The organism is Tunturiibacter empetritectus, assembly GCF_013410875.1.
Lineage (GTDB): Bacteria > Acidobacteriota > Terriglobia > Terriglobales > Acidobacteriaceae > Edaphobacter > Edaphobacter empetritectus.
The window spans coordinates 1,947,650-1,966,621 of record NZ_JACCCU010000001.1 but is presented as its reverse complement, the minus strand read 5'-3'; the positions used below and the strand labels follow the sequence as shown (position 1 = coordinate 1,966,621).

23 protein-coding genes and 1 pseudogene are annotated in these 18,972 nt (G+C 57.2%); 11 read left to right on the top strand and 13 right to left on the bottom strand.

Annotated elements, in window-relative coordinates:
* Positions 1-80: 80 nt before the first annotated feature.
* The 8 genes and pseudogenes from HDF08_RS08375 to HDF08_RS08340 all read left to right on the top strand — a co-directional run bounded on the left by HDF08_RS08375 (position 81) and on the right by HDF08_RS08340 (position 7,231).
* Positions 81-812 (top strand): SDR family NAD(P)-dependent oxidoreductase, encoded by a 732-nt coding sequence (locus tag HDF08_RS08375; RefSeq protein WP_179638020.1) that lies wholly within the window; start codon positions 81-83, stop codon positions 810-812.
* A gap of 78 nt (positions 813-890) precedes the next feature.
* On the top strand, positions 891-1,625 hold the full coding sequence (locus tag HDF08_RS08370; RefSeq protein WP_179638019.1) for an SDR family NAD(P)-dependent oxidoreductase: 735 nt from the start codon (positions 891-893) through the stop codon (positions 1,623-1,625).
* 161 nt (positions 1,626-1,786) lie between these two features.
* Positions 1,787-2,389, top strand: coding sequence for an NADPH-dependent F420 reductase (locus tag HDF08_RS08365; protein ID WP_257030923.1), 603 nt, complete (start codon positions 1,787-1,789; stop codon positions 2,387-2,389).
* Between the two features lie 95 nt (positions 2,390-2,484).
* Positions 2,485-2,901: a nuclear transport factor 2 family protein gene (locus HDF08_RS08360; RefSeq protein WP_179638018.1), complete on the top strand. Its 417-nt coding sequence runs from the start codon at positions 2,485-2,487 to the stop codon at positions 2,899-2,901.
* Positions 2,902-2,990: 89 nt separating this feature from the next.
* Positions 2,991-3,094: pseudogene (locus HDF08_RS08355) on the top strand (dehydrogenase); the annotation flags it as partial.
* Positions 3,095-3,348: 254 nt separating this feature from the next.
* Positions 3,349-4,881: a P-loop NTPase family protein gene (locus HDF08_RS08350; protein ID WP_179638017.1), complete on the top strand. Its 1,533-nt coding sequence runs from the start codon at positions 3,349-3,351 to the stop codon at positions 4,879-4,881.
* Complete coding sequence (locus HDF08_RS08345; protein WP_179638016.1) at positions 4,878-5,960, top strand: acyltransferase family protein; 1,083 nt, start codon at positions 4,878-4,880, stop codon at positions 5,958-5,960. The genes HDF08_RS08350 and HDF08_RS08345 overlap by 4 nt, the downstream gene beginning before the upstream one ends.
* A 44-nt stretch (positions 5,961-6,004) precedes the next feature.
* Positions 6,005-7,231 carry a glycosyltransferase family 4 protein gene (locus HDF08_RS08340; protein ID WP_179638015.1) on the top strand — a complete coding sequence of 409 codons (1,227 nt, stop codon included), beginning with the start codon at positions 6,005-6,007 and terminating at the stop codon, positions 7,229-7,231.
* Here HDF08_RS08340 and thiS read toward each other — a convergent pair.
* The 9 genes from thiS to HDF08_RS08295 form a co-directional block, all read right to left on the bottom strand.
* A complete protein-coding gene (gene thiS, locus HDF08_RS08335; RefSeq protein WP_179638014.1) occupies positions 7,207-7,425 on the bottom strand; it encodes a sulfur carrier protein ThiS in 219 nt (72 codons plus the stop codon). The two genes, HDF08_RS08340 and thiS, sit on opposite strands and share 25 nt — an antisense overlap.
* 27 nt (positions 7,426-7,452) lie before the next feature.
* Positions 7,453-7,809: a hypothetical protein gene (locus HDF08_RS08330; RefSeq protein WP_179638013.1), complete on the bottom strand. Its 357-nt coding sequence runs from the start codon at positions 7,807-7,809 to the stop codon at positions 7,453-7,455.
* Positions 7,810-8,038: 229 nt separating this feature from the next.
* Entirely contained in the window at positions 8,039-8,845 is an 807-nt protein-coding gene (thiD, locus tag HDF08_RS08325) for a bifunctional hydroxymethylpyrimidine kinase/phosphomethylpyrimidine kinase (protein WP_179638012.1), read from the bottom strand.
* Positions 8,846-8,932: 87 nt separating this feature from the next.
* Positions 8,933-9,373 carry a DUF1801 domain-containing protein gene (locus HDF08_RS08320; protein WP_179638011.1) on the bottom strand — a complete coding sequence of 147 codons (441 nt, stop codon included), beginning with the start codon at positions 9,371-9,373 and terminating at the stop codon, positions 8,933-8,935.
* A 116-nt stretch (positions 9,374-9,489) separates the two neighbouring features.
* Positions 9,490-9,909, bottom strand: a complete 420-nt coding sequence (locus tag HDF08_RS08315) for a DoxX family protein (RefSeq protein WP_179638010.1) — start codon at positions 9,907-9,909, stop codon at positions 9,490-9,492.
* The gene (locus HDF08_RS08310) at positions 9,893-10,330 is read right to left on the bottom strand and encodes an SRPBCC family protein (protein ID WP_179638009.1); all 438 of its coding nucleotides are present in this window, start codon (positions 10,328-10,330) and stop codon (positions 9,893-9,895) included. The genes HDF08_RS08315 and HDF08_RS08310 overlap by 17 nt, the downstream gene beginning before the upstream one ends.
* Complete coding sequence (locus HDF08_RS08305; RefSeq protein ID WP_179638008.1) at positions 10,327-10,791, bottom strand: SRPBCC family protein; 465 nt, start codon at positions 10,789-10,791, stop codon at positions 10,327-10,329. Before HDF08_RS08305 ends, HDF08_RS08310 begins: the two co-directional genes overlap by 4 nt.
* Positions 10,791-11,090 (bottom strand): ArsR/SmtB family transcription factor, encoded by a 300-nt coding sequence (locus HDF08_RS08300; RefSeq protein WP_373563143.1) that lies wholly within the window; start codon positions 11,088-11,090, stop codon positions 10,791-10,793. The genes HDF08_RS08305 and HDF08_RS08300 overlap by 1 nt, the downstream gene beginning before the upstream one ends.
* 183 nt (positions 11,091-11,273) lie before the next feature.
* The gene (locus HDF08_RS08295; protein WP_257030922.1) at positions 11,274-12,227 is read right to left on the bottom strand and encodes a winged helix-turn-helix domain-containing protein; all 954 of its coding nucleotides are present in this window, start codon (positions 12,225-12,227) and stop codon (positions 11,274-11,276) included.
* A gap of 266 nt (positions 12,228-12,493) precedes the next feature.
* Here HDF08_RS08295 and HDF08_RS08290 point away from each other — a divergent pair, with 266 nt between their 5' ends.
* The 3 genes from HDF08_RS08290 (at position 12,494) to HDF08_RS21650 (ending at position 13,757) form a co-directional block, all read left to right on the top strand.
* Positions 12,494-13,156 carry a YceI family protein gene (locus HDF08_RS08290; protein ID WP_179638006.1) on the top strand — a complete coding sequence of 221 codons (663 nt, stop codon included), beginning with the start codon at positions 12,494-12,496 and terminating at the stop codon, positions 13,154-13,156.
* Between the two features lie 116 nt (positions 13,157-13,272).
* Positions 13,273-13,617: a hypothetical protein gene (locus tag HDF08_RS08285; protein ID WP_257030921.1), complete on the top strand. Its 345-nt coding sequence runs from the start codon at positions 13,273-13,275 to the stop codon at positions 13,615-13,617.
* On the top strand, positions 13,614-13,757 hold the full coding sequence (locus HDF08_RS21650) for a hypothetical protein (protein ID WP_257030920.1): 144 nt from the start codon (positions 13,614-13,616) through the stop codon (positions 13,755-13,757). The genes HDF08_RS08285 and HDF08_RS21650 overlap by 4 nt, the downstream gene beginning before the upstream one ends.
* Before the next feature lie 118 nt (positions 13,758-13,875).
* Here HDF08_RS21650 and HDF08_RS08280 read toward each other — a convergent pair whose 3' ends face one another.
* The 4 genes from HDF08_RS08280 to HDF08_RS08265 all read right to left on the bottom strand — a co-directional run bounded on the left by HDF08_RS08280 (position 13,876) and on the right by HDF08_RS08265 (position 18,645).
* Complete coding sequence (locus tag HDF08_RS08280) at positions 13,876-14,625, bottom strand: SDR family NAD(P)-dependent oxidoreductase (protein ID WP_179638005.1); 750 nt, start codon at positions 14,623-14,625, stop codon at positions 13,876-13,878.
* An 88-nt stretch (positions 14,626-14,713) separates the two neighbouring features.
* On the bottom strand, positions 14,714-15,013 hold the full coding sequence (locus tag HDF08_RS08275; RefSeq protein ID WP_179638004.1) for a winged helix-turn-helix domain-containing protein: 300 nt from the start codon (positions 15,011-15,013) through the stop codon (positions 14,714-14,716).
* A gap of 134 nt (positions 15,014-15,147) precedes the next feature.
* Positions 15,148-17,013, bottom strand: coding sequence for a molecular chaperone HtpG (gene htpG / locus HDF08_RS08270; protein ID WP_179638003.1), 1,866 nt, complete (start codon positions 17,011-17,013; stop codon positions 15,148-15,150).
* A gap of 132 nt (positions 17,014-17,145) precedes the next feature.
* Entirely contained in the window at positions 17,146-18,645 is a 1,500-nt protein-coding gene (locus HDF08_RS08265) for a B12-binding domain-containing radical SAM protein (protein ID WP_218884527.1), read from the bottom strand.
* Positions 18,646-18,972 lie beyond the last annotated feature (327 nt).

Genomic DNA, 18,972 nt, shown 5'->3' with positions numbered 1-18,972 from the left:
TACTGAGCAGTTCTCGTCCACTGCCAAAGAACTCTACTCTACTGTACCGAATGCTACACATCTATCAAAAGGGAGTCATTATGGGAAAGCTTGAAGGTAAGGTTGCAGTCATCACGGGTGGATCGAGCGGCCTGGCGCTAGCAAGCGCCAAGCGCTTCGTTGAAGAGGGTGCGTACGTTTTCATCACGGGCCGGAGGCAAGAGGCGCTGGACGAAGCTGTCAAGCTGATTGGCCGGAACGTGACCGGCGTGCGCGGCGACGCGGCCAATCTCGACGACCTCGACCGTCTGTTCGACATAGTGAAGCGGGAAAAGGGCAAGATCGACATCGTGTTCGCGAGCGCCGGCAAGGGCGAAGCCGCCAAACTGGGCGAGATTACCGAGCAGCACTTCGATGCGGGCTTCGACTTGATTGTGCGCGGAACGCTGTTTACCGTTCAGAAGGCGTTGCCGCTGTTGAACGATGGCGCATCGATCATCATGACCGGGTCCGTTGCTTCTGTGAAAGGCTTCCCTGGTTTCGGCGTGTATGCGGCGAGCAAGGCGGCATTGCGTTCCTTCGCACGCACATGGCTCAACGAACTGAAGGGCAGGAAGATCCGGGTGAACGTGCTAAGTCCGGGGCAGGTGGACACTGCGGACTCGCAGCGACTCGACGAGCAAACGAGGCAGATGTTCGAGTCCCTGATCCCACGAGGAAAGATGGGTCGCCCTGAGGAGATCGCAGCGGCCGCGTTGTTTCTTGCTTCCGACGAAGCAAGCTACGTGAATGGGGTGGACTTCGCTGTCGATGGCGGCTTCTCGGCGATCTGAATCGGGGGCTGTTGGTGAGTGCGCTACACAACTATCAGCTACACAACTATCAGTTACACAACGATCAAGGGAGTCATTATGGGAAAGCTTGAAGGTAAGGTTGCAGTCATCACAGGTGGGTCAAGCGGCATGGCGCTGGCGAGTGCCAAACTGTTCGTGGAAGAGGGTGCCTACGTTTTCATCACGGGCCGAAAACAGGAGCAGATCGACGAGGCGATTAAGGTAATAGGCCGGAATGTAACCGGCGTCCAGGGTGACGCGGCCAATCTCGACGACCTCGACCGACTGTTCGACACAGTCAAGCGAGAAAAGGGCAAGATCGACGTCCTGTTTGCGAGTGCCGGTATAGGCGAGCCCGTCCCGCTGGGGGAGATCACCGAGCAGCACTTCGACAAGACATTCGACCTGAACGTGCGTGGCACCCTCTTTACGGTGCAGAAAGCGTTGCCACTGTTCAACGATGGTGGATCTATCTTCATGACTGGGTCCAATGCTGCCGCGAAAGGCTTCCCTGGTTTCAGCGTGTACGCGGCAAGCAAGTTGGCGCTGCGCTCCTTCGCACGCACTTGGCTCAACGAACTGAAGGACAGAAAGATTCGGGTCAACCTGCTGGTTCCCGGTGCTATTGCCACACCAATGCAGGAAGCAGTTCTCACCAAGGAGGCGAGGCAGTATTTTGAATCCCTGATCCCGCGGGGAACGATGGGTCAATCTGAGGAGGTCGCGACGGTCGCGCTCTTTCTTGCTTCAAACGACTCGAGCTTCGTGAACGGGGTGGAGTTATTCGTCGACGGCGGCATGACGGCGATCTAACGTCTGCAGACCTCGGCTAGGGGCTGACCTTCCGGCCGCCCGCAAATTTGATTTACTGCGGGACGTTTACGGAAGGTCGCCACAGAACGAAACTGGATGTCCCTCGCCGTCGAAGGTTGGAAATCAACAGCAACACGGATCAGAAAAAGGATCGGGGAAACATGATGAGCTATGCAATCGTAGGATTCGGAAAGATAGGCCAGGCCCTCGCCCACGCCTTCGCCCGCAACAACATCAACGTGACAGTCGCGAGTCGACGGCCGCCTGAGGAGTTAGCACCGCAGGCTCGGGCGATTGGACCAACAGTCACCGCCAAATCACTGCAAGAGGCGCTCGAGGCCGACACAATCATCCTGGCGGTTCTGTTCGAGCAACATCGCGAGGTTGCGAAGGCCCTGCCAAGCTGGAAGGGCAAGACAATCATCGACACGACGAACGCGTTAGTTCCATCTGAGGATCTGGAAGGCCTGCTGTCCTCCGCCTTCGTTGCGAAGTCTTTTCCCGGCGCCAAGCTCGTGAAAGGCTTCAATCATCTGGGTGCGGCCACCCTGGCCACTGATCCGATTGTCGAGGGCGGACATCGTGTCGTCTTTCTATCGAGCGACGACGAAGACGCGATCGCTCCCGTAGCGGATTTGGCCAAACAACTCGGGTTCGCACCCGTCAAGCTGGGAAAGCTCAACGAGGGTGGCGCGCTGGTGCATGCGCGCGACCGCATTTGGGGTCCACTCATCTTCCAGGATTTGTTCAAAAAGAAGCAGTAATCGATCTACGAGCGTGTGATGCTGCCCAAGAAGTACCACTGCAAAATGCCTGATTCGCTCGAATACGCATTCCTGTACGGGAAAAGGAGATTTCGATGAGCATTGAAAAGAATGTCCAGACTGTAAAGAATTTTCTTGCGGCACTTGGCAGCCGCGATAAGCATGGCCTGCTGGCGTTGTCTGCGGAAGATATTGAGTGGACCGTTCCAGGCGAGGACTGGCCGCTGGCCGGCACGTACCGCGGGCATGCAGGATTGGAGAAGTTACTTCAGAAGGCTAACGAAACGGTGGAGACTTCGTACCCAGAGCCCCCCGAGTTCGTAGCGCAGGGAGACCGGGTTCTGGTCGTCGGCTTCGCCACGGGGAGAGTCAAACCAACCAATAAGATCTTTGAGGATCATTGGGTCTTCGACATTACCGTTCGAGATGGCAAATTGAAGAACATCCGGGAGTATGTCGACACGCAAGCACTGGCTCGGGCTGCCGAGATCGACGCGAGCCCTAAGCCCTGACACATCGCACCGATCCCACGCGAACCGATTCGTAAGGTCTACGAACACGTTGAACAGGGACAACGCTTTCTGAACCTTTAACAGCGTGCCGTCCTGAGAAATTTGCGACGGTCGCGCTGTTTCTTGCTCAGACGATTCGAGCTTCCTGAATGGGGTGGAGTTGAATGCCGACGGCGGCTTCTCGGCCATCTGATATCAGCGATCTCGGTGAGTGCATGATCGCCAATGCGCTCATTGCTTCAGGCCGCACGGCTACGGCGAGGTATAGAGTGACATTTCTAAAGGGCGAATCCCCCTGTCATTTCAATTGAGCAGCAACAGACGACCTGGCGACCTAGGCCAATCCTAGAGCCAGACTCTATACTTCTCTCTGAAACACAATCCGGAGGCTCGGCCCTGACGCAACACAATATCGGCATCTCTTCCCCTGCGCTCAAACCGTCGACCTTGCGCATCCTGTTCGCCCTTCTTACCGTCTGGCTAGCGGTCTCCGTAGGTATCACAATCGTTCACTCCATGCACTGGCCGCTGGTGCACGACAGCCCCATCCTGCTCTACATGGTCTACCTGAGCGAACATGGAATGCGTCTCTACCGCGACATCGTCGAAGTACAGTTTCCCGGATCGCTTCTTCTTTACAGCCTCGAAAGACACCTTCTCGGCCCCAGCGACCTCGCATTCCGCCTCTTCGATCTCTTCGGCCTCGCCGTAGCTTTTACCTCCATGCTAGTCATCACGCGCCGGCGAGGACTCTGGTTCGCCTCCGTCTTCGGCATCTCGTTCTTCGTGCTCGAGCACACCGGTACCTGGGCCGGCATCATCAACCTCGGGCAGCGAGATTTCTACATGACCTGCCTGCTCGGGGCCGGTGTCGCATTGCTGCTTGAATCCTTCCATCGCCAACGCCCGCTCCTCATTCTCTTCTTCGGACTCTCAGTCGCGCTGGCTTCGACGATCAAGCCTACCGCCATTGTCTTCATTCTCCTCGTTCTGCCGTTGATCCTGGCACTTCGCAAGCGGCAACTCCCCCTCCGCTCTTATCTTGGATATCTCCTCGCCGGTTTCGCCGCCGGTTTCGCAGTCATATTTGCCTATCTCCTCTACGAAAAAGCTGTCGGCGCCTTTCTCAATCTCGAATGGACCATGGTTCCGGTCTATGCGACCACAGCCTCAAGGAGCTTTCTGGAGATACTTCCAGCCATCTTCGAACCAATCCATGTCTTGCCGGAGCTGGCAATCGGCTCGCTGCTCCTCGTCGCGCTGCAACCGGCCCTCAGAGACGACCTCGACCAGCAGACCTTACTCCTCGCCACAGTGCTGGGCGCCGCATCCTTCTTCCTGCAACACAAAGGCTTCACCTATCACCGGCTGCCCTTCTATTACTTCTTCTTTCTCTGGGCCGCCTGGGTCCTCGTAGCCACGGCCAGACAAAGCACAGCAAGCTATCGATGGCTGGCTCTCGCCCTGCTCCTGTTTTCCTCCGCAATCTACCCCCGTCTCTCACGTCCAGCCACGTGGGACAGGTGGAACGAAGGCGCACTTCAGAGTGACCTGACGGCCCTGCACGCTTCGGATGCGCCCGGCGAGGTACAGTGTCTTGACGTGACCAGCGGCTGTCTCAACGTCCTGCTCCACATGAACCTCACCATGGCCACTGGCTACGTCAACGACACCGTCTTCTTCCTCGACCGCAACGATGCGCGGGTAGAACACCTGCGAGACGACTTCCTCGCACAGTTAAAGAAATCCAATCCGCGGATCATCATCCTGACCAATGAACAATGGCCGACCTTCGGTGCCCGTGGCTACGACAAGCTGCAGTTCTGGCCACAGTTCACTGATCTCCTGAACCAGAACTACATCCTCTCCATACAACGTGGCGGCGATGCGCAGCACGAACGCGGCTACCGCATCTACCTTCGAAGAGACACTCCAGCGGCGACCCCACTTACCTTGAAGCCGGCCTCCCTCTCTCGATGAAACGACACGACTCGATCCAGATCCTCCGAGCGATCGCGGCCCTGCTCGTCGTCTACGTCCATTCCCTCTTTGTCGTCTCAGGCCACGCAGTCTCCCGCCAAAGTCACTTCTTCAACCTCACCAACTTTGGCGCCTGCGGAGTCGACATATTCTTCGCGATCAGCGGATTCATCCTCTCCACCGTCGCCATGAGCGTTCGCCCCACTCATCCCAACCTGCCCCATGGCGCAATCGACTTTCTCCTTCGCCGCTTCCTCCGCATCTTCCCCATCTACTGGATCCTCTCCTTCTTCTTTGTCCTGGTGCAGTGGAAGCAACACCATCTCACCCTTGCCTGGCTTCTCAACTCCTACCTTCTGCTTCCCTCGCTACGCTTTCCCATGCCGACGCCGCTCATCTTCATCGGTTGGACGCTCATCTTCGAGATGTTCTTCTACTACCTCCTCACCCTCAATCTCTTCTTCGGCGTCGTCCATGTAGTCGAACGAACTATCCTCACTATCCTCGCCTTCGTCGTTGTGGGTGGCCTGCTCGGCTTCCATCAGCCTGTGCTCATTTTGCTGGCCAATCCCCTCAACATCGAGTTCACCTTCGGCTGTCTCATCGGCTTGGCCTACGCGCGTTTTGGCAAGCGCCACGCCGTCGGCACCATGCTGCTCGCCGTCGGATCGCTATGGCTTCTCTCCACGCTCTTCTGCGGCTACTATGACCTCGGCAACGCAAAATATGTCCTCAACGGAGACCTCAGCTGGCATCGCGTCTTCCTCTGGGGCATCCCCGCTGCCATGATCACTGCAGGCCTCGTCTTCCGCTCTACGCAGATCACCTCCACCACCGGACGTTTCGGTGTCTTCCTCGGCGACGCCTCCTACTCCATCTACCTCGTCACGCTCCTCGTCTTCTACGGATACGATCGACTCTATCCCCATCTCGCGCGCCTGGGGCCCGACATAAACGTAGTCCTCGCCTTTCTGTCGGTCGCTCTCATCGGCCCACTCTGCTATCTCTTCGTCGAGCGACCCGTCACCCGCTTCCTCACCGCCAAATATCATCGCCCCGCCGTCCAGTCCGCCCCCTGACCACCTTTGTTACGATGAACCGAGGTCAATCGCCCACTGGCGCTATGCGAATTGTTCAGACGGTCTTCGGTGTCTTCCATCACTTTGAACTAGCCCGCCAGCTTAACCGCCGAGGCCATCTCCAGCGCATCTACTCGACCTGGCCCTGGACGCGCCTCAAGCGCGAAGGCCTTCCCCGCGAACTGGTCGAGACCTTCCCTTGGGTCCACACCCCCGAAATTCTCATGCAACGCTTTGGCATTCACCATCCATATCTAATGGATCAAATAAGTTATGCAAACTCACTCTCCTTCGATGAGTGGACCCTCCGGCGCACCCGCGCCGCCGCAACCCCAAACACAACCCCGGACGCTGTCATCGCCATCTCCGGCTCAAGCCTCAAAACCGGCAGCGAGATCCAGTCCCGCGGTGGCCGCCTCATCTGCGACCGGGGCTCCTCCCATCAGCGCTATCAGGAGACCATCGTCTCCGACGAGTACCAGCGCTGGAATGTGACCCGTCCCGTCACCGACATTCGCGACATCCTCCGCGAAGAAAAGATCTACGCTATCTCGGACGCCATCACCGTCCCCTCAAGCTTCGCCGCCCGTTCCTTCATCGAAATGGGCCTGCCAGCTGAAAAGATTCACGTCATCCCCTACGGCGTTCGCCTCGAAAACTTCACCCGCACCGGCGAGCCTCCCGATTCCAACGACCGCTTCGAGGTCCTCTTCGCCGGCTCCGTCACCCTACGCAAGGGAGTTCCCTACCTCCTCGAAGCTTTCGCCAAACTCCGGCATCCCGCAAAGCGCCTGCGCCTCGCCGGGTCCATCCACCCCGACATGAAGACCGTCCTCGATCGCCTTCCTCAGCAGCAAGTCGAGTTCCTCGGTCCACTCCCGCAGGAGCAGCTCGCCACCGTCATGAGCACCAGCCACGTCATGGTTCTCCCCAGCATCGAAGAGGGTTTGGCGCTGGTCCAGGGTCAAGCCCTCGCCTGCGGCTGCCCTGTTCTTTGCTCCACCAACACCGGCGGCGAAGACCTCTTCACCAACGGCGTAGAAGGCTTCGTAGTCCCAGTTCGCGACGCAGCCGCCCTCACCCAGCGCATGCAGCAACTCGCCGACGACCCCGGCCTCCAATCGCAGATGAGCGAAGCCGCCCTCCGCCGCGTCCAGCTACTAGGAGGCTGGGACGACTACGGCGACCGCTGGGAGTCTCTTCTAAAACGTCTGACAGCGAAAGATATACCGCACAAACCGGCCCATCAAACCCCACCCCCGACAAAGTGAACCACCTCCAGCCGGTCCCCTGCGCGCAGCGCCGTCTGTGCCCAGTTCGAGCGAGCAGCAATCTCCCCATTGTGTTCTATCGCCACGCGGTCGCTCTTCAATCCCAGCTCCACGACAAGTTGTTCAAGGCTGGCAGCTTCTTCAAGCGCGTCAAAGCTGCGGGACTGGCCGTTCAAGATCACCGTAAGTGCCATACCTATTCAGCCTAGCAGCATCGCCATCTAATCCAGCAACCGCACCGTCCGCTCAACAAACCAGTTCCACAACCTGCGAGTCAGCGTCTTCGGCTGAGCAAAGTCCTCAAACACACTCCGGCTCAGACCCATCAGGATGTGAATCGCCTCATCGTCAGATTTATTGTCGAAGGCCTGAATCGAATAACGCCGCGAGTTTGCCAGATACTCGGCCGCATGGCCCAGCGTCAGCAGCGTGCGGCCATGGTGTGTCTGGCTGATCCTGTGAATCGTCAGGTCTGCGTTCTTCGGCGCGGGGTTCCCCGGCGAAAGAGTTGGAACGCTCGAGGCGCTCCGGTTTACGAGTTCGGGTCGAAAGACCCCGGGAAAAGCTACTGTGGACATGGACCTGAATCCTCCGTCCTAATCCCTATCGGCCAACCTCTCCAAGGCATTATCCGGAATATTCCGACTAAGGCAACTCAACGCAGACCCTCAGCGCTATTCAAATAGTCCAGCCAAAGCCCGGCAATGACCCAAACGATGTAGTTTGTTCGTCTCAGAACCTGCCTCGCCACCCAAAACCGCCCCGCCACTCCAATTCCCGATTCAGCACACACCTTGTGCCATATAACTACTCATCCCGCAGAGGCCACAGCGGATTCACCGGCCCCAGCCCCGCACCCCTCGGCTCGGCCGTCCGAATCGCCTCCGCCACATACCGCTTCGCCATCCTCGCCGCAGCCAGTGGAGCATCTCCCATCACCACTCTGCTCAGCAGCGCACTTGAAAACGCACACCCCGTCCCATGCGTCGACCGGCTTACAATCTGCTCCCCCGGCAGCCACTCCATCTCTCCAGTCGCACGCACCAGTAGATCGTCCGGCGGCATCAGGTGCCCACCCGTCGCCACCACATTTAACCCAGCTCCCATCGCTTGCAGATCCCGGGCCGCCGCTGGCATATCCCCCCGCTGCATCACAATCCGCCCCGCCAGAACCCCCAGCTCTTCCAGGTTCGGCGTCACCCAATCCACCAGCGGCAGCAGCCTCCCCCGCAGCGTCCCTACTCCCTCCGCATCCAGCAGTTCCCTGCCCGAGCTCGACCGGATCACCGGATCCAGCACCACCGGAACCCGCCACCCCCGCCCGCGCAGGCCCTCAAGAAACTCCGCCACCGCAACCACATTCGCTGCTGTACCCAGCATCCCAATCTTGATCCCCTCCGCCGGCAGATCGCTCTCCAGACAACCGAGCGTAGCCCGCACCAACTCCGCGGGTACCGGCAGACTATCCCGCACCCCCAGCGTCGACTGCACCGTCAGGCTTGTTATGCACGAGGTCCCAAACAACCCATGCGCCGCAAACACCATCAGGTCGGCGGTCACACCCGCACCCGATGAGGGATCAAATCCAGCAATCGTCAAAACTGTCTGCGCCATCGCCTCTCAAGCATAAAGGAAGCGCTGCCTTCGATGAGCCCGCGATCGACAAGTAGTAGCGGAGATATCTCCAGCAGCTGCGAGAAGCTAGCCGCCTCGTTCGCTGAGCGCCGGCCGGAGCTTAGGCTGGCTCTTGGCTTTGCCCTTGCCCTCGAGATTGAGCGCCACCGCAGCCCTGATGAGATCCTTCAAAGCCGCTTCATTGATCTTGTCGCCTTCCTGGATATCGATGGCACGCCTGACATTCCCTTCAAGGCTTGAATTGAACAGACCTGAAGGATCCTTCAATGCAGCTCCCTTGGCAAAGGTCATCTTGACGACGCTCTTGTATGTCTCTCCCGTGCACACAATGCCGCCGCGGGAAAAAACGGGAGTTCCCATCCACTTCCACTCTTCGACGATCTCAGGGTCTGCCTTACGGATGATCTCGCGCACCTTCGCGAGCATCTTCCCACGCCAGTCGCCAAGTTCGTTGATCTTCGCGTCGATCAACGCAGAAGCAGACTCCACCGGAACGGACTTCTTCATGGACATCTCCAAATCTCGCAACCTAATTTAGCCGTACTCAGCGCAACCTGCAACCTTCGCCAACCGCGCAGACTCCCTGCACCCCTTCTATCCAGAACTGTTCGCTATTCACGTGACTATACCGGCCTGCTGTCTGTCGAAGGAAAGAGCACACCGATAATACGGCTTTGCGGTCGCAGTGCCCACGACACCGCTGTAACTACGGTGAGGATGAGTGGGGCGAGGACGTGAAAGCCATAAGCACCATAGCCGCCGACTGCAGCGCACGATGCGGCAGCGCCCGTCAGATCGAAGAAGATACCGGCATACGCCCATTCCTTGAGCCGCGGAAGACCCGGCACAAGAATGGCGATGGCTCCAAGCATCTTCCAAACTCCCAGGATGGCGAAGAAGTACATTGGGTAGCCAAGCGCGGGCACGACGCCGTGGGGGTTGCGCTGAAACTGTACCAGCTGCCCGGCGCCGCCGCTTCCGATAAAAAACGCTATAAGTGCGGTGGTCGTCCAATACGTAACGTTCTTAGTCTTCGCAGTCATTGCACCTCCCGAGAACACGCTCGAGGCCACCAAAGAACCTCTGCCAGCCGTAGTTTGCACCTTGATACGCCGCCTGTTGATCGGGACCGAAGCCGGACTGCTCCATGCGAAGGTGGGTGCCCCCCGCCTCTGGAGTCAACGTAAAGAGCACCACCCATTGAAGTCCAGCTTCGCCTCCTCCAACACCCCAGTTGTAGGAAAGCCGTTGCAACGGGTCGACGACCAGCACCTCGCAGTCGACAATGCCATTCCAGTTCGGCATAGGATCGGCACGGAACTGGAACCTCCGTCCGACTACCGGCGCGAAATCATTGTTCATCATCCACTGCGCGAGCAGCGGGCTCTCCGTAAGTGCGCGCCACAGCTTCTCTGGTGGGTGCGGGAAGACTCGCTCGATGACAAGGGTATTGGGGGAGGTCATTGGTCCACCTCCTCCGCATTCACATCTCCAGCCACACGCTCGAGGTTAGCGAGAACACGTGGCCAGCCGAAGCTCATCGCCTGATAGCCGCCCTCGTCCTGCGCACGGAAGCCGGACTGCTCCATCCGAACGTGGGTGCCAGCATCAGTGGGCGTCAGGGTCCAGGTAACAACCGAACGCAGGCCGTCGGCTGCCTGCTCGCCAGAGGCGTTCTGGCTCCAGGAGAGACGCTGCGGAGGCTCGACGAGGAGAACCTCGCAGTCAGATACGCCGTTCCAGCCGGCCATGGGTTTGGCGCGGAAGTTGAACTTGTGCCCGACGATCGGCTGAAAATCGTTCTTCATCAGCCATTGCTCGATGAGCGGGCCTTCGGTGATCGCACGCCAGACTTTTTCCTGTGGATGCGGCATTTGGCGTTCGACGACGATGGAGCGAGCGGAGGTGTCAACGGCTGGTGTCATTAATCCATCCTTTCCAAAAGTGCTTCAAGCTTGTCAAACCGGTCGCGCCAGAAGGCGCCGTAGTGATTGAGCCAGTCCACCATCGGCGCCAGCGCATCAGGCTGCGCCCGATAGTGAGTCTCGCGTCCCGCACGGCGATGCCGTACCAGCTTTGCCCGCTTCAGCACCGTCAGATGCTTGGAGACGGCAGGCTGGGAGACCCCCGCATAGTGAGTCAATGCGTGGACGGTCTGTTCCCCCTGCCGGGTCAGCTCCTCAAAGATGGCCCTGCGAGTCGGGTCGGCAAGTGCGCGGAACACGGGATTTGCATTGGCCGGTTTCACAGCAAAACCATAACCGTATGGTTATGGTTTGTCAAGAAAACGTAGCGCTGTTTCAAAATTCGTCATAAGCTTGCCCAGTTCTTGTTCATCGAAAAACCGAGAGTTCCACCCTGGATTAAGCCAGGTGTCGAACGCGCTAACCGAATCAGCTTGCAGTCTTCAGCTTGCCTTGAACTCCGTCGACGCCCCCAGCGCCTTTGTCACCTCACCTGCGATGTCGTCCTGCACCATGAGGAGATCGTGGAACGGACGATCGTACGTCTCCGACCACACCACATACCCGTTATCCGCCCGAATCAGCCGCGCCGCCACCCGTACCCGCGCACCAGACTTGCGCACGCTCCCATCCAGCACATACACCACACCCAGAGCCTTCGCGATATCCGCCACCGGCATCTCTTTATCCCTGTAGTAGAAGGAAGCCGTCGGAGACGGTACCTGCAGCTTGGGGAGCTTGCTGAGCTTGTCGATCAACTCTTCCGTCATGCCATCCGCGAACTCCCCCTCATGCATCCCCTGGGTCAGGTCAAGGAACGGTAGCACTGCAATAGACTTCTGCGTCTGTGAAGCAGCGACCGTAGCCGACTCCACTGTCCGATGTTTCGGAGTTTTGACGCGCAGCAGGAACGCAAATGCGACCACAAGACAAATCACCGCACCGCTGACCATCAAGACTATTCGGCGCGAGCCCAGCCTCGGCGCACTCGCAATGGCAACCGAAGCTTCGTTCTCGAAAGCCGCTGAAGATGCCATCGGCGCAACTGGCTGGACCATCGGCTCCTCCACCCATGGACTCACCGTCGCCACCATGCGATACCCCAGCCGCGGTACCGTCGCAATATAAGTAGGCTGCTTCGGATCGTCGCCAAGCAACCGCCGCAGCGACGCCACTGCCTGATACACCGAGTCGGAAGACACGATCACCCCGGACCACACCTGGCTAAGCAGATCGTCGATGCTCACCACTTCTCCGGCGTGCTCGGCCAGACACACCAGCAGCCGCATCGTCCGCGCTTCAAGCCGTGCGCTCTCTCCATCTCGTGAAATCTGGCCGGATGTCGGATTGACGCACCAGGTGCCGATGCGAAGCATTGTTGTGGGGGTGCGTTCCATACAGGTTCAGTACTACCTTCTGCCTTTAAATCAAGCTTCAATAAAAAACCAGCGCCTGCCGATTATACCGATACCCACCATCCGAACGCAGTTCAACCCTTAACCCGCACTTACAGCCTTATTTCAGAACTATTCAGAGTATTTCAGACTGGATTCAGGACTTCCTCGAGCTCCTCTGCGTAGCGTAAGAACCGCAATGCGAGTTGCATCAACCGGAGGCAAGCGAGATGGTCAGCAGGAAAGTAACAAGATCAGTTTTAGAGAAATTGCACGATCTCTTTGGAGTCAGTGCTCTGCTTCTGGCAACTTATGCGATGTCCTGGACCTTTGCGGTGGCGGAGCCCCCTGCACCCATCCAAAAGAGCGTCAAAGCCGAGGCCCTTCCGGCTCCGGGAACATACAAGATCGATCCCGCTCACAGCTTCGCCTACTTCAGTGCGTGGCACCATCTGGTCGGGCGTGTGCGCGGCCGGTTCGATAAAGTCACGGGAACTATCACCGTATCGCCGGACCCAGCTGCCTGCAGCGTAGACGTCACGATCGACGTCTCCACGATCAGCACGCAGATCAGCAAACGTGATGAGGATCTTCGCGGTGAAGCGTACTTTGATGTGAAGAAATTTCTGACGATGACCTATCAGGGGCGCGGCATTCACCATATTTCCTCAGATCTGTGGAGGATGGACGGCTCGCTGACAATGCACGGTGTTACCAGGGTCGTGCCGCTCACCTTCAAGTTCAATGGGACCTTCTCCGATACTGAGCCGAACGAGCCATCGAGAGTGGCATTCCATGGAACCGCAGGGTTGAAGCGTGCCGGATTCGGCATGGGCGCGCGAGACAACGCAGCAGAAGTCGGCGACTTTACTGTGCCCGATGTCGATATCGAGATTGACGTTGAAGCAGACGCAAATTCCGCGACTCCATAGAAGGACTCAGTCTTTTCCTCCCTACTAGCCTCGATCACAAAACTCCCGCCAACCAGGGCGTCCAGTGACTCAAGAGAGATGTTGCAAACCAAGCAGAAGTGAAATAGGAGATCTCAATGATTCAAGAGTCCGCGATTCAAGAGTCCGCACCCACGCGAACAACAACAAGAAACGCTCTACTGGCAATCGGCGTGGCGGGTCTCGTCGGCGCAACACTGGATCTCTTACAGGCCATGATCCTTGCGGGCCACGACATTATCCTCGTCATTACCTACGGCCTGGTAGGGGAAAAGGCGCTTAAGGGAGGCCCCGGCAACTATACTCTGGGTGTCCTGCTGCACGTCATCATCTCCCTCATCTTCGCAACCTTCTACTACGCCGTAAGCCGCAAACTAAGATTCATGACGGAGTATCCGCTCATCTGCGGCCTCTGCTTTGGGGCTGGCGTTCCCTCGTCATGATGCTTATCGTTCTGCCGCTCTCCGCCCTTCACCAATACGACCCCATCACCATTCGCGGCATGCGCCTTGGCCTGCTCATCCACATGGTCGTCTTCGGACTACCGGTCGCCTACGGCATCAGCCGCTTCGCAAAAGATTAACTCTTGGTACTGACAAACCGGTTGTCCACAATCGTAGCGACTCCGAAGTATTACCTCGTTTCCAGCAAAAAGCTCCGAGCTTCATCTCGAAGCCCGGAGCGCTCTTTCGGCAAATTCTTTACCGCATTCCACCCGCAACCTGCAGCAGCGAACCGGTCACCCACTTGGCATCGTCCGATGCAAGAAACGCAACCACGGTGGACACATCATCTGGCTGCCCGATTCGGCCGAGTGGCGTGCTCTGCAGCATCTGCTTTTCGAAGTCGCTTCCCTCAACTCCCGCTGACTTGAAGCCCTCCGTTACGACAGGACCAGGGTTCACCGCATTCACCCGAATCTTCTTCGGGCCCAGCTCCTTCGCAAGCACGCGCGTAATCGCATCCACGGCGCCCTTCGTGCTGCTGTACACCGCCGACATCGGAGGCGTCTGGTCACTGGCAACCGATCCAATATTGATCACGCTGCCACCCTCCCCCGGAAACAGAGCCACGCCAGCCTTCGTAGCGAGCAACAGTCCCTTCACATTGATGCCCAGCATCCGGTCGATCGACTCTTCCGTAATCCCCTCCAGCGGAGCGAACTCATACACGCCGGCATTGTTCACCAGGATATCGACCCTTCCATAGGCCTTCTTCGTCTCGGCAAAGATCGCGTCAATCTCCGCAGTCTTCGCGACGCTCCCGCCCACGGCAATCGCCTTCCCACCGGCCTTTACGATCTCTGTAACCACCTTATCGGCGCCCTCTTTGCTCGACGCATAGTTCACCACCACCGACGCACCCTGCGCCGCCAGTTCCTTCGCAATCTCCGCGCCAATACCCTTCGACGCTCCTGTCACAACCGCTATCTTTCCTGCAAGCTTTCCCATCGTAATCTCCTTATTTCGATATCTATCGAACAGTGCAGCTATCGAATAGATGCGGGGAGGGTCCAGCCCGATTCGTCATTTACCAGATCTAAATAGAGGAGAGCCGTCTGACATAAGCCTCAAACACCGGGCGGCGCAGATACAGGTTGGCCCCACGGCCCACGCGTCTTATCTCAATCAACCCCGCCTCGCTCAACTCCTTCATATGGTGGGACACCGTAGCCGGACTGATCGACTCATGCTCCTGCAACGCACTGCACTCCATCCCCTCACTGGCCCCCACCTGTTGCAGAATGGCAAACCGGCGCGGATCACTAAGCGCCCGGGCAATCGCCTGAAACTGATCCTCCGACAGCATCACCTCCGCGCTTGAATCCCTCCTCTTCATAACCGAAACAGATGTCCCCCATTGGTCATTCGATGCAACACTGCATCCGCACAGCAACGGGCCGGAACTCGCCAACCAATCTCCATGCAAAAAAGGCACAGCGGCTGCTCCTCCCCGCAGCCGCACGAAAGCCTCTAAACAGAAAGATTCAGCACACGATTCAGCCGCTGCACAAACGCCGCCGGATCCTGAATCGTCACACCCTCCATCAGCAGAGCCTGATCAAACAACAGCCACGCCGCATCCTGAGCCACCGAGTCATCCGACCGCGCCAGCAGCTTCTTCACGATCTCATGATCCGGATTGATCTCCAGCGTAGGCTTCAGCGCAGGAAGATCCTTCTGCCCCATCGCCCGCATCATCTGCTGCATCTTCAGCGATGGCTCCTCCTCATCCGACACAATGCACGAAGGACTATCCGCCAACCGCACCGATGCGCGTACATCCTTCACCCGATCGCCAAGCGTCCTCTTCAGCATCTCGATCAGCGGCTTCAGACCTTCTGCCTTATCCGGCTCATCCTCGCCCTTCAAATCCTCGCTGGTAGAAGATTTATTCACCGCCTTCAGATCGATCTCGCCATACTTCTCTACGCCCGAAAAGATCACCTCATCGAAGTCATCATCCAGAATCAAAACCTCAACATCCTTCTTCTTATAAATCTCCAGCAACGGCGAGGTCCGCAGCAGCGACTCAGCTCCACCCGTGATGTAGTAGATACTCTTTTGGTCCTCCTTCATCCGCGACTTCACATCCGCAAGACTCGTCAACCCCTCCACCTTGGTCGACTTGAACCGCACCAGCTCCAGCAGAGTCTCGCGATTCGCATAGTCCCCGTACAGTCCCTCCTTCAGCGGACGGTTGTATTCCGCAATAAACTTCAGGTACTCCTCCGGCTTATTCGCCGCCACATTCTTCAGCTCCGAAAGAATCTTCTTCACGCTGGCCGTTCGAATTGTCGTCAGCACCTTGTTCTGCTGCAGAATCTCGCGGCTAACATTCAGCGGAAGATCTTCGCTGTCGATAATCCCCCGCACAAACCGCAGGTACTGCGGCAGCAGCTCCTTCGCATCATCCATGATGAAGACGCGCTTCACATAAAGCTTCACCCCAACCTTGTACTCCGCGTTATACAGATCCAGCGGAGCCTTCGCCGGAATATAAAACAGCGTCGTGTACTCCAGACTTCCCTCTGCCTTCGTATGAAACCAAAACAGCGGATCATCCCAACCACCCGACACCGACTTATAAAGCTCCTTATAATCCTCGTCCGTCAACTCACTCTTCGGTCGACGCCACAACGCACTCGCCGCATTCACCTGCTCCGTCGTACGAACCTTGTCTGACTTCTTCTCCGCCTCATTCCACTCACTCTTGTCGTAGGTCAAAAAGATCGGAAACGCAATATGGTTCGAGTACTTCTTGACAATCTCCTGCAGCCGCCAACTATTCGCGTACTGCGCCCCCTCGTCGTTGAAGTGAATCACGACCGTAGTTCCGGCAACGTCACGCTCCGCCGGTTCAATATCGAAACCAGTCTTACCGTCGCTCACCCACCGCCACGCCTGCTCCTCCCCAGCCTTGCGCGACACGACTTCAACCCGATCCGCCACCATGAACACGCTGTAGAACCCAACACCAAACTGCCCGATCAGATTCGAATCCTTCTTCGCATCTCCCGAAAGCTGCGACAGAAAGTTCTTCGTCCCCGACCGCGCAATTGTTCCCAGGTTCGAAGTCAGATCCTCCTCATTCATCCCAATGCCGGTATCGCTGATCGTGAGCGTCTTCTTCTCTTCATCAAGCTCCAGATCGATCCGCGGATTGAACGGCAGCGCCTTATAAGCCTCGTCCGTAAGCGTCAGATGCCGCAGCTTATCCAGCGCATCCGACGAGTTCGAAACAAGTTCACGAAGAAAGATCTCAGGGTGAGAGTAAAGCGAGTGGATGATCAGTTGCAGCAGCTGACTAACTTCAGTTTGAAATTCACGTTTCGACATAACCTCTATTATCGCCAAAAACGAAGCCAAAGACGAGAGCGGCAACCGAGCGAAAGGCCCGCTTTCATCTAACCGCCAGACATAGATTTCAGGTTCGCCGAACCGAAGACCGTACCACTGCAACTCCAGAGATCAACACACCTTCGAGGCTTCCACTGGGAGTTCCTGTCCTGTGACGAGTGAACGGCGTCTCACCAGATGCTCTGTGAGCTTTGAGAGCCACAGCTCCCAAGGAATGGAAAAAAGACTAAATTGAAGCCGCCAGCGAATCGTCGTTTCGAGTATCAGATCGAGTGCTCGTTTTGCGAAGTTTGCTTCGTCAGAGTGCTTGCGCAGCTGATTTAAAAGAAGAAAGTAGGAGAGCGTCCGCTCGAAGTGACTAAACTCAGGTCCCTGAAGCCAAGGCAAGAGATTCGCACCCAGTGGCATATCCATCCACTGCTGTAGCGTCTTAGGTTCTACCACCCCCAGTTCGCGAAGCTGAGGCCAAATGGGAATTCCAGGATAAGGGGTGAAGATATTGGGTGAGAAGCGCATGTTCCCGAACCTTCTACCGATATCGCTCATGGTTCGGAAGGTAATCAGCCGATCCTCGTCCGTCTCGCCAGGATAGCCAAGGATGAGGTTGAAGGTCACGCGAATGCCAGCCAGACTTGTCTTGCGCGCCGTCTCGTACATCTCATCGACGCGCTGGTGCCGCTTATTCATCAACTTCAGTACAGCCTTCGAGGTGGACTCTGTACCAAAGCCCATATGAGTCACACCGCTATCAGCCAGTAGTTGAACCTCTTCCTGACTCATGCGGCAGATAAAATCAGTAGAAGCCTGAAAGGTCCAGGTGAACTTTACGCCTGAGTCACAAATGCCCTGAGCAATGGCAATCGCACGCCGCAAATCGACCGGAAAGTTGGAATCGAGCAATGCGACGTGGGTAATACCATACTGCTTGACGAGCCCAGTCAACTCACCAACGACATGTTCAGCGGAATATGCATTGAAGCGTCGCTTATACACGACCATGTCGGTGCAGTAGTTACATGCATAAGGACAGCCAACGCTGGTCGCATAGGCCAGCTCTCGTTTTCCCGAAGCTTTTTCATAGGCATCAAAGTCGATTAGCTCATAGGCAGGAAGAGGAAAGGTATCGATCGGTTGAACGCGCCGTTCAAGGTTCTCGATCAGGCGCCGGTCCTTCTTCCAGGACACCCCCGGAATAAAATCCAGCGCCCTGTTATCGGCAAGCGCCCCTGCAAGTTCGACGATTGTGATCTCGCCCTGCCCACGCACCACCACGTCGACGAACTCTTCTCGCAGAGTCGACTCCGGACAGAGAGTAGGATGCCAGCCGCCAAATACGACGCAGACATCAGGCGTATGTTTTTTTACATGTTGGGCTGCCTCAATCGCACCGCGAATCATTGGGCCGGTCAGCACAGAGATACCCATGCAAAGAGCGAACTGACATTCTTCTTCAAGACGCAGCAGATAGTTGGGCTCGATCGCCGCATCGATCAGGACAACTTCGAAGGACGCCGCTCGAAGAGTTCCAGCCAGAGCAAGAAGTGAAAGAGGCGCACCAAGAGGTGGTCCGTCGTATGGCGGATAGAAAAGTACGACCTTTCCACGTGTCATCACGGCTAATCGGTTACCACGCTCTCAATCTGAGGATCGATCGCTGCGCGCAGAGGTGTGTCAGTCTGGTGTCATCGTGTTGTAAGCAGATTGTCATCGGTGTTTTGCATCGCGCATGTGGCTGTAATGATGAATCATGTCGCGTATCTCAAGGGCTGTTCTTACTGTCCTCTCATGCGCTCATGTGATCGGCCGCAAGTCTGTTCGCGGAGGACGTTGTTATGAGTCTCTCGGGTACTGTTGTGCACGAAGCTAGCAACTCTCCAGTGCGGGAGAGACGCTGCGTGTCGGAAGATGATTGGTTAGGGGCTCGCAGTCATCCACAAG

What these genes read in the sequence shown, in the direction of transcription:
- HDF08_RS08375 (WP_179638020.1), top strand. Translation starts at nt 81, where the DNA reads ATGGGAAAGCTTGAAGGTAAGGTTGCAGTCATCACGGGTGGATCGAGC.
- HDF08_RS08370 (WP_179638019.1), top strand. Translation starts at nt 891, where the DNA reads ATGGGAAAGCTTGAAGGTAAGGTTGCAGTCATCACAGGTGGGTCAAGC.
- HDF08_RS08365 (WP_257030923.1), top strand. Translation starts at nt 1,787, where the DNA reads ATGATGAGCTATGCAATCGTAGGATTCGGAAAGATAGGCCAGGCCCTC.
- HDF08_RS08360 (WP_179638018.1), top strand. Translation starts at nt 2,485, where the DNA reads ATGAGCATTGAAAAGAATGTCCAGACTGTAAAGAATTTTCTTGCGGCA.
- HDF08_RS08345 (WP_179638016.1), top strand. Translation starts at nt 4,878, where the DNA reads ATGAAACGACACGACTCGATCCAGATCCTCCGAGCGATCGCGGCCCTG.
- HDF08_RS08340 (WP_179638015.1), top strand. Translation starts at nt 6,005, where the DNA reads ATGCGAATTGTTCAGACGGTCTTCGGTGTCTTCCATCACTTTGAACTA.
- thiS (WP_179638014.1), bottom strand. Translation starts at nt 7,425, where the DNA reads ATGGCACTTACGGTGATCTTGAACGGCCAGTCCCGCAGCTTTGACGCG.
- HDF08_RS08330 (WP_179638013.1), bottom strand. Translation starts at nt 7,809, where the DNA reads ATGTCCACAGTAGCTTTTCCCGGGGTCTTTCGACCCGAACTCGTAAAC.
- thiD (WP_179638012.1), bottom strand. Translation starts at nt 8,845, where the DNA reads ATGGCGCAGACAGTTTTGACGATTGCTGGATTTGATCCCTCATCGGGT.
- HDF08_RS08320 (WP_179638011.1), bottom strand. Translation starts at nt 9,373, where the DNA reads ATGAAGAAGTCCGTTCCGGTGGAGTCTGCTTCTGCGTTGATCGACGCG.
- HDF08_RS08315 (WP_179638010.1), bottom strand. Translation starts at nt 9,909, where the DNA reads ATGACTGCGAAGACTAAGAACGTTACGTATTGGACGACCACCGCACTT.
- HDF08_RS08310 (WP_179638009.1), bottom strand. Translation starts at nt 10,330, where the DNA reads ATGACCTCCCCCAATACCCTTGTCATCGAGCGAGTCTTCCCGCACCCA.
- HDF08_RS08305 (WP_179638008.1), bottom strand. Translation starts at nt 10,791, where the DNA reads ATGACACCAGCCGTTGACACCTCCGCTCGCTCCATCGTCGTCGAACGC.
- HDF08_RS08295 (WP_257030922.1), bottom strand. Translation starts at nt 12,227, where the DNA reads ATGGAACGCACCCCCACAACAATGCTTCGCATCGGCACCTGGTGCGTC.
- HDF08_RS08285 (WP_257030921.1), top strand. Translation starts at nt 13,273, where the DNA reads ATGATTCAAGAGTCCGCGATTCAAGAGTCCGCACCCACGCGAACAACA.
- HDF08_RS21650 (WP_257030920.1), top strand. Translation starts at nt 13,614, where the DNA reads ATGATGCTTATCGTTCTGCCGCTCTCCGCCCTTCACCAATACGACCCC.
- HDF08_RS08280 (WP_179638005.1), bottom strand. Translation starts at nt 14,625, where the DNA reads ATGGGAAAGCTTGCAGGAAAGATAGCGGTTGTGACAGGAGCGTCGAAG.
- HDF08_RS08275 (WP_179638004.1), bottom strand. Translation starts at nt 15,013, where the DNA reads ATGAAGAGGAGGGATTCAAGCGCGGAGGTGATGCTGTCGGAGGATCAG.
- htpG (WP_179638003.1), bottom strand. Translation starts at nt 17,013, where the DNA reads ATGTCGAAACGTGAATTTCAAACTGAAGTTAGTCAGCTGCTGCAACTG.
- HDF08_RS08265 (WP_218884527.1), bottom strand. Translation starts at nt 18,645, where the DNA reads ATGACACGTGGAAAGGTCGTACTTTTCTATCCGCCATACGACGGACCA.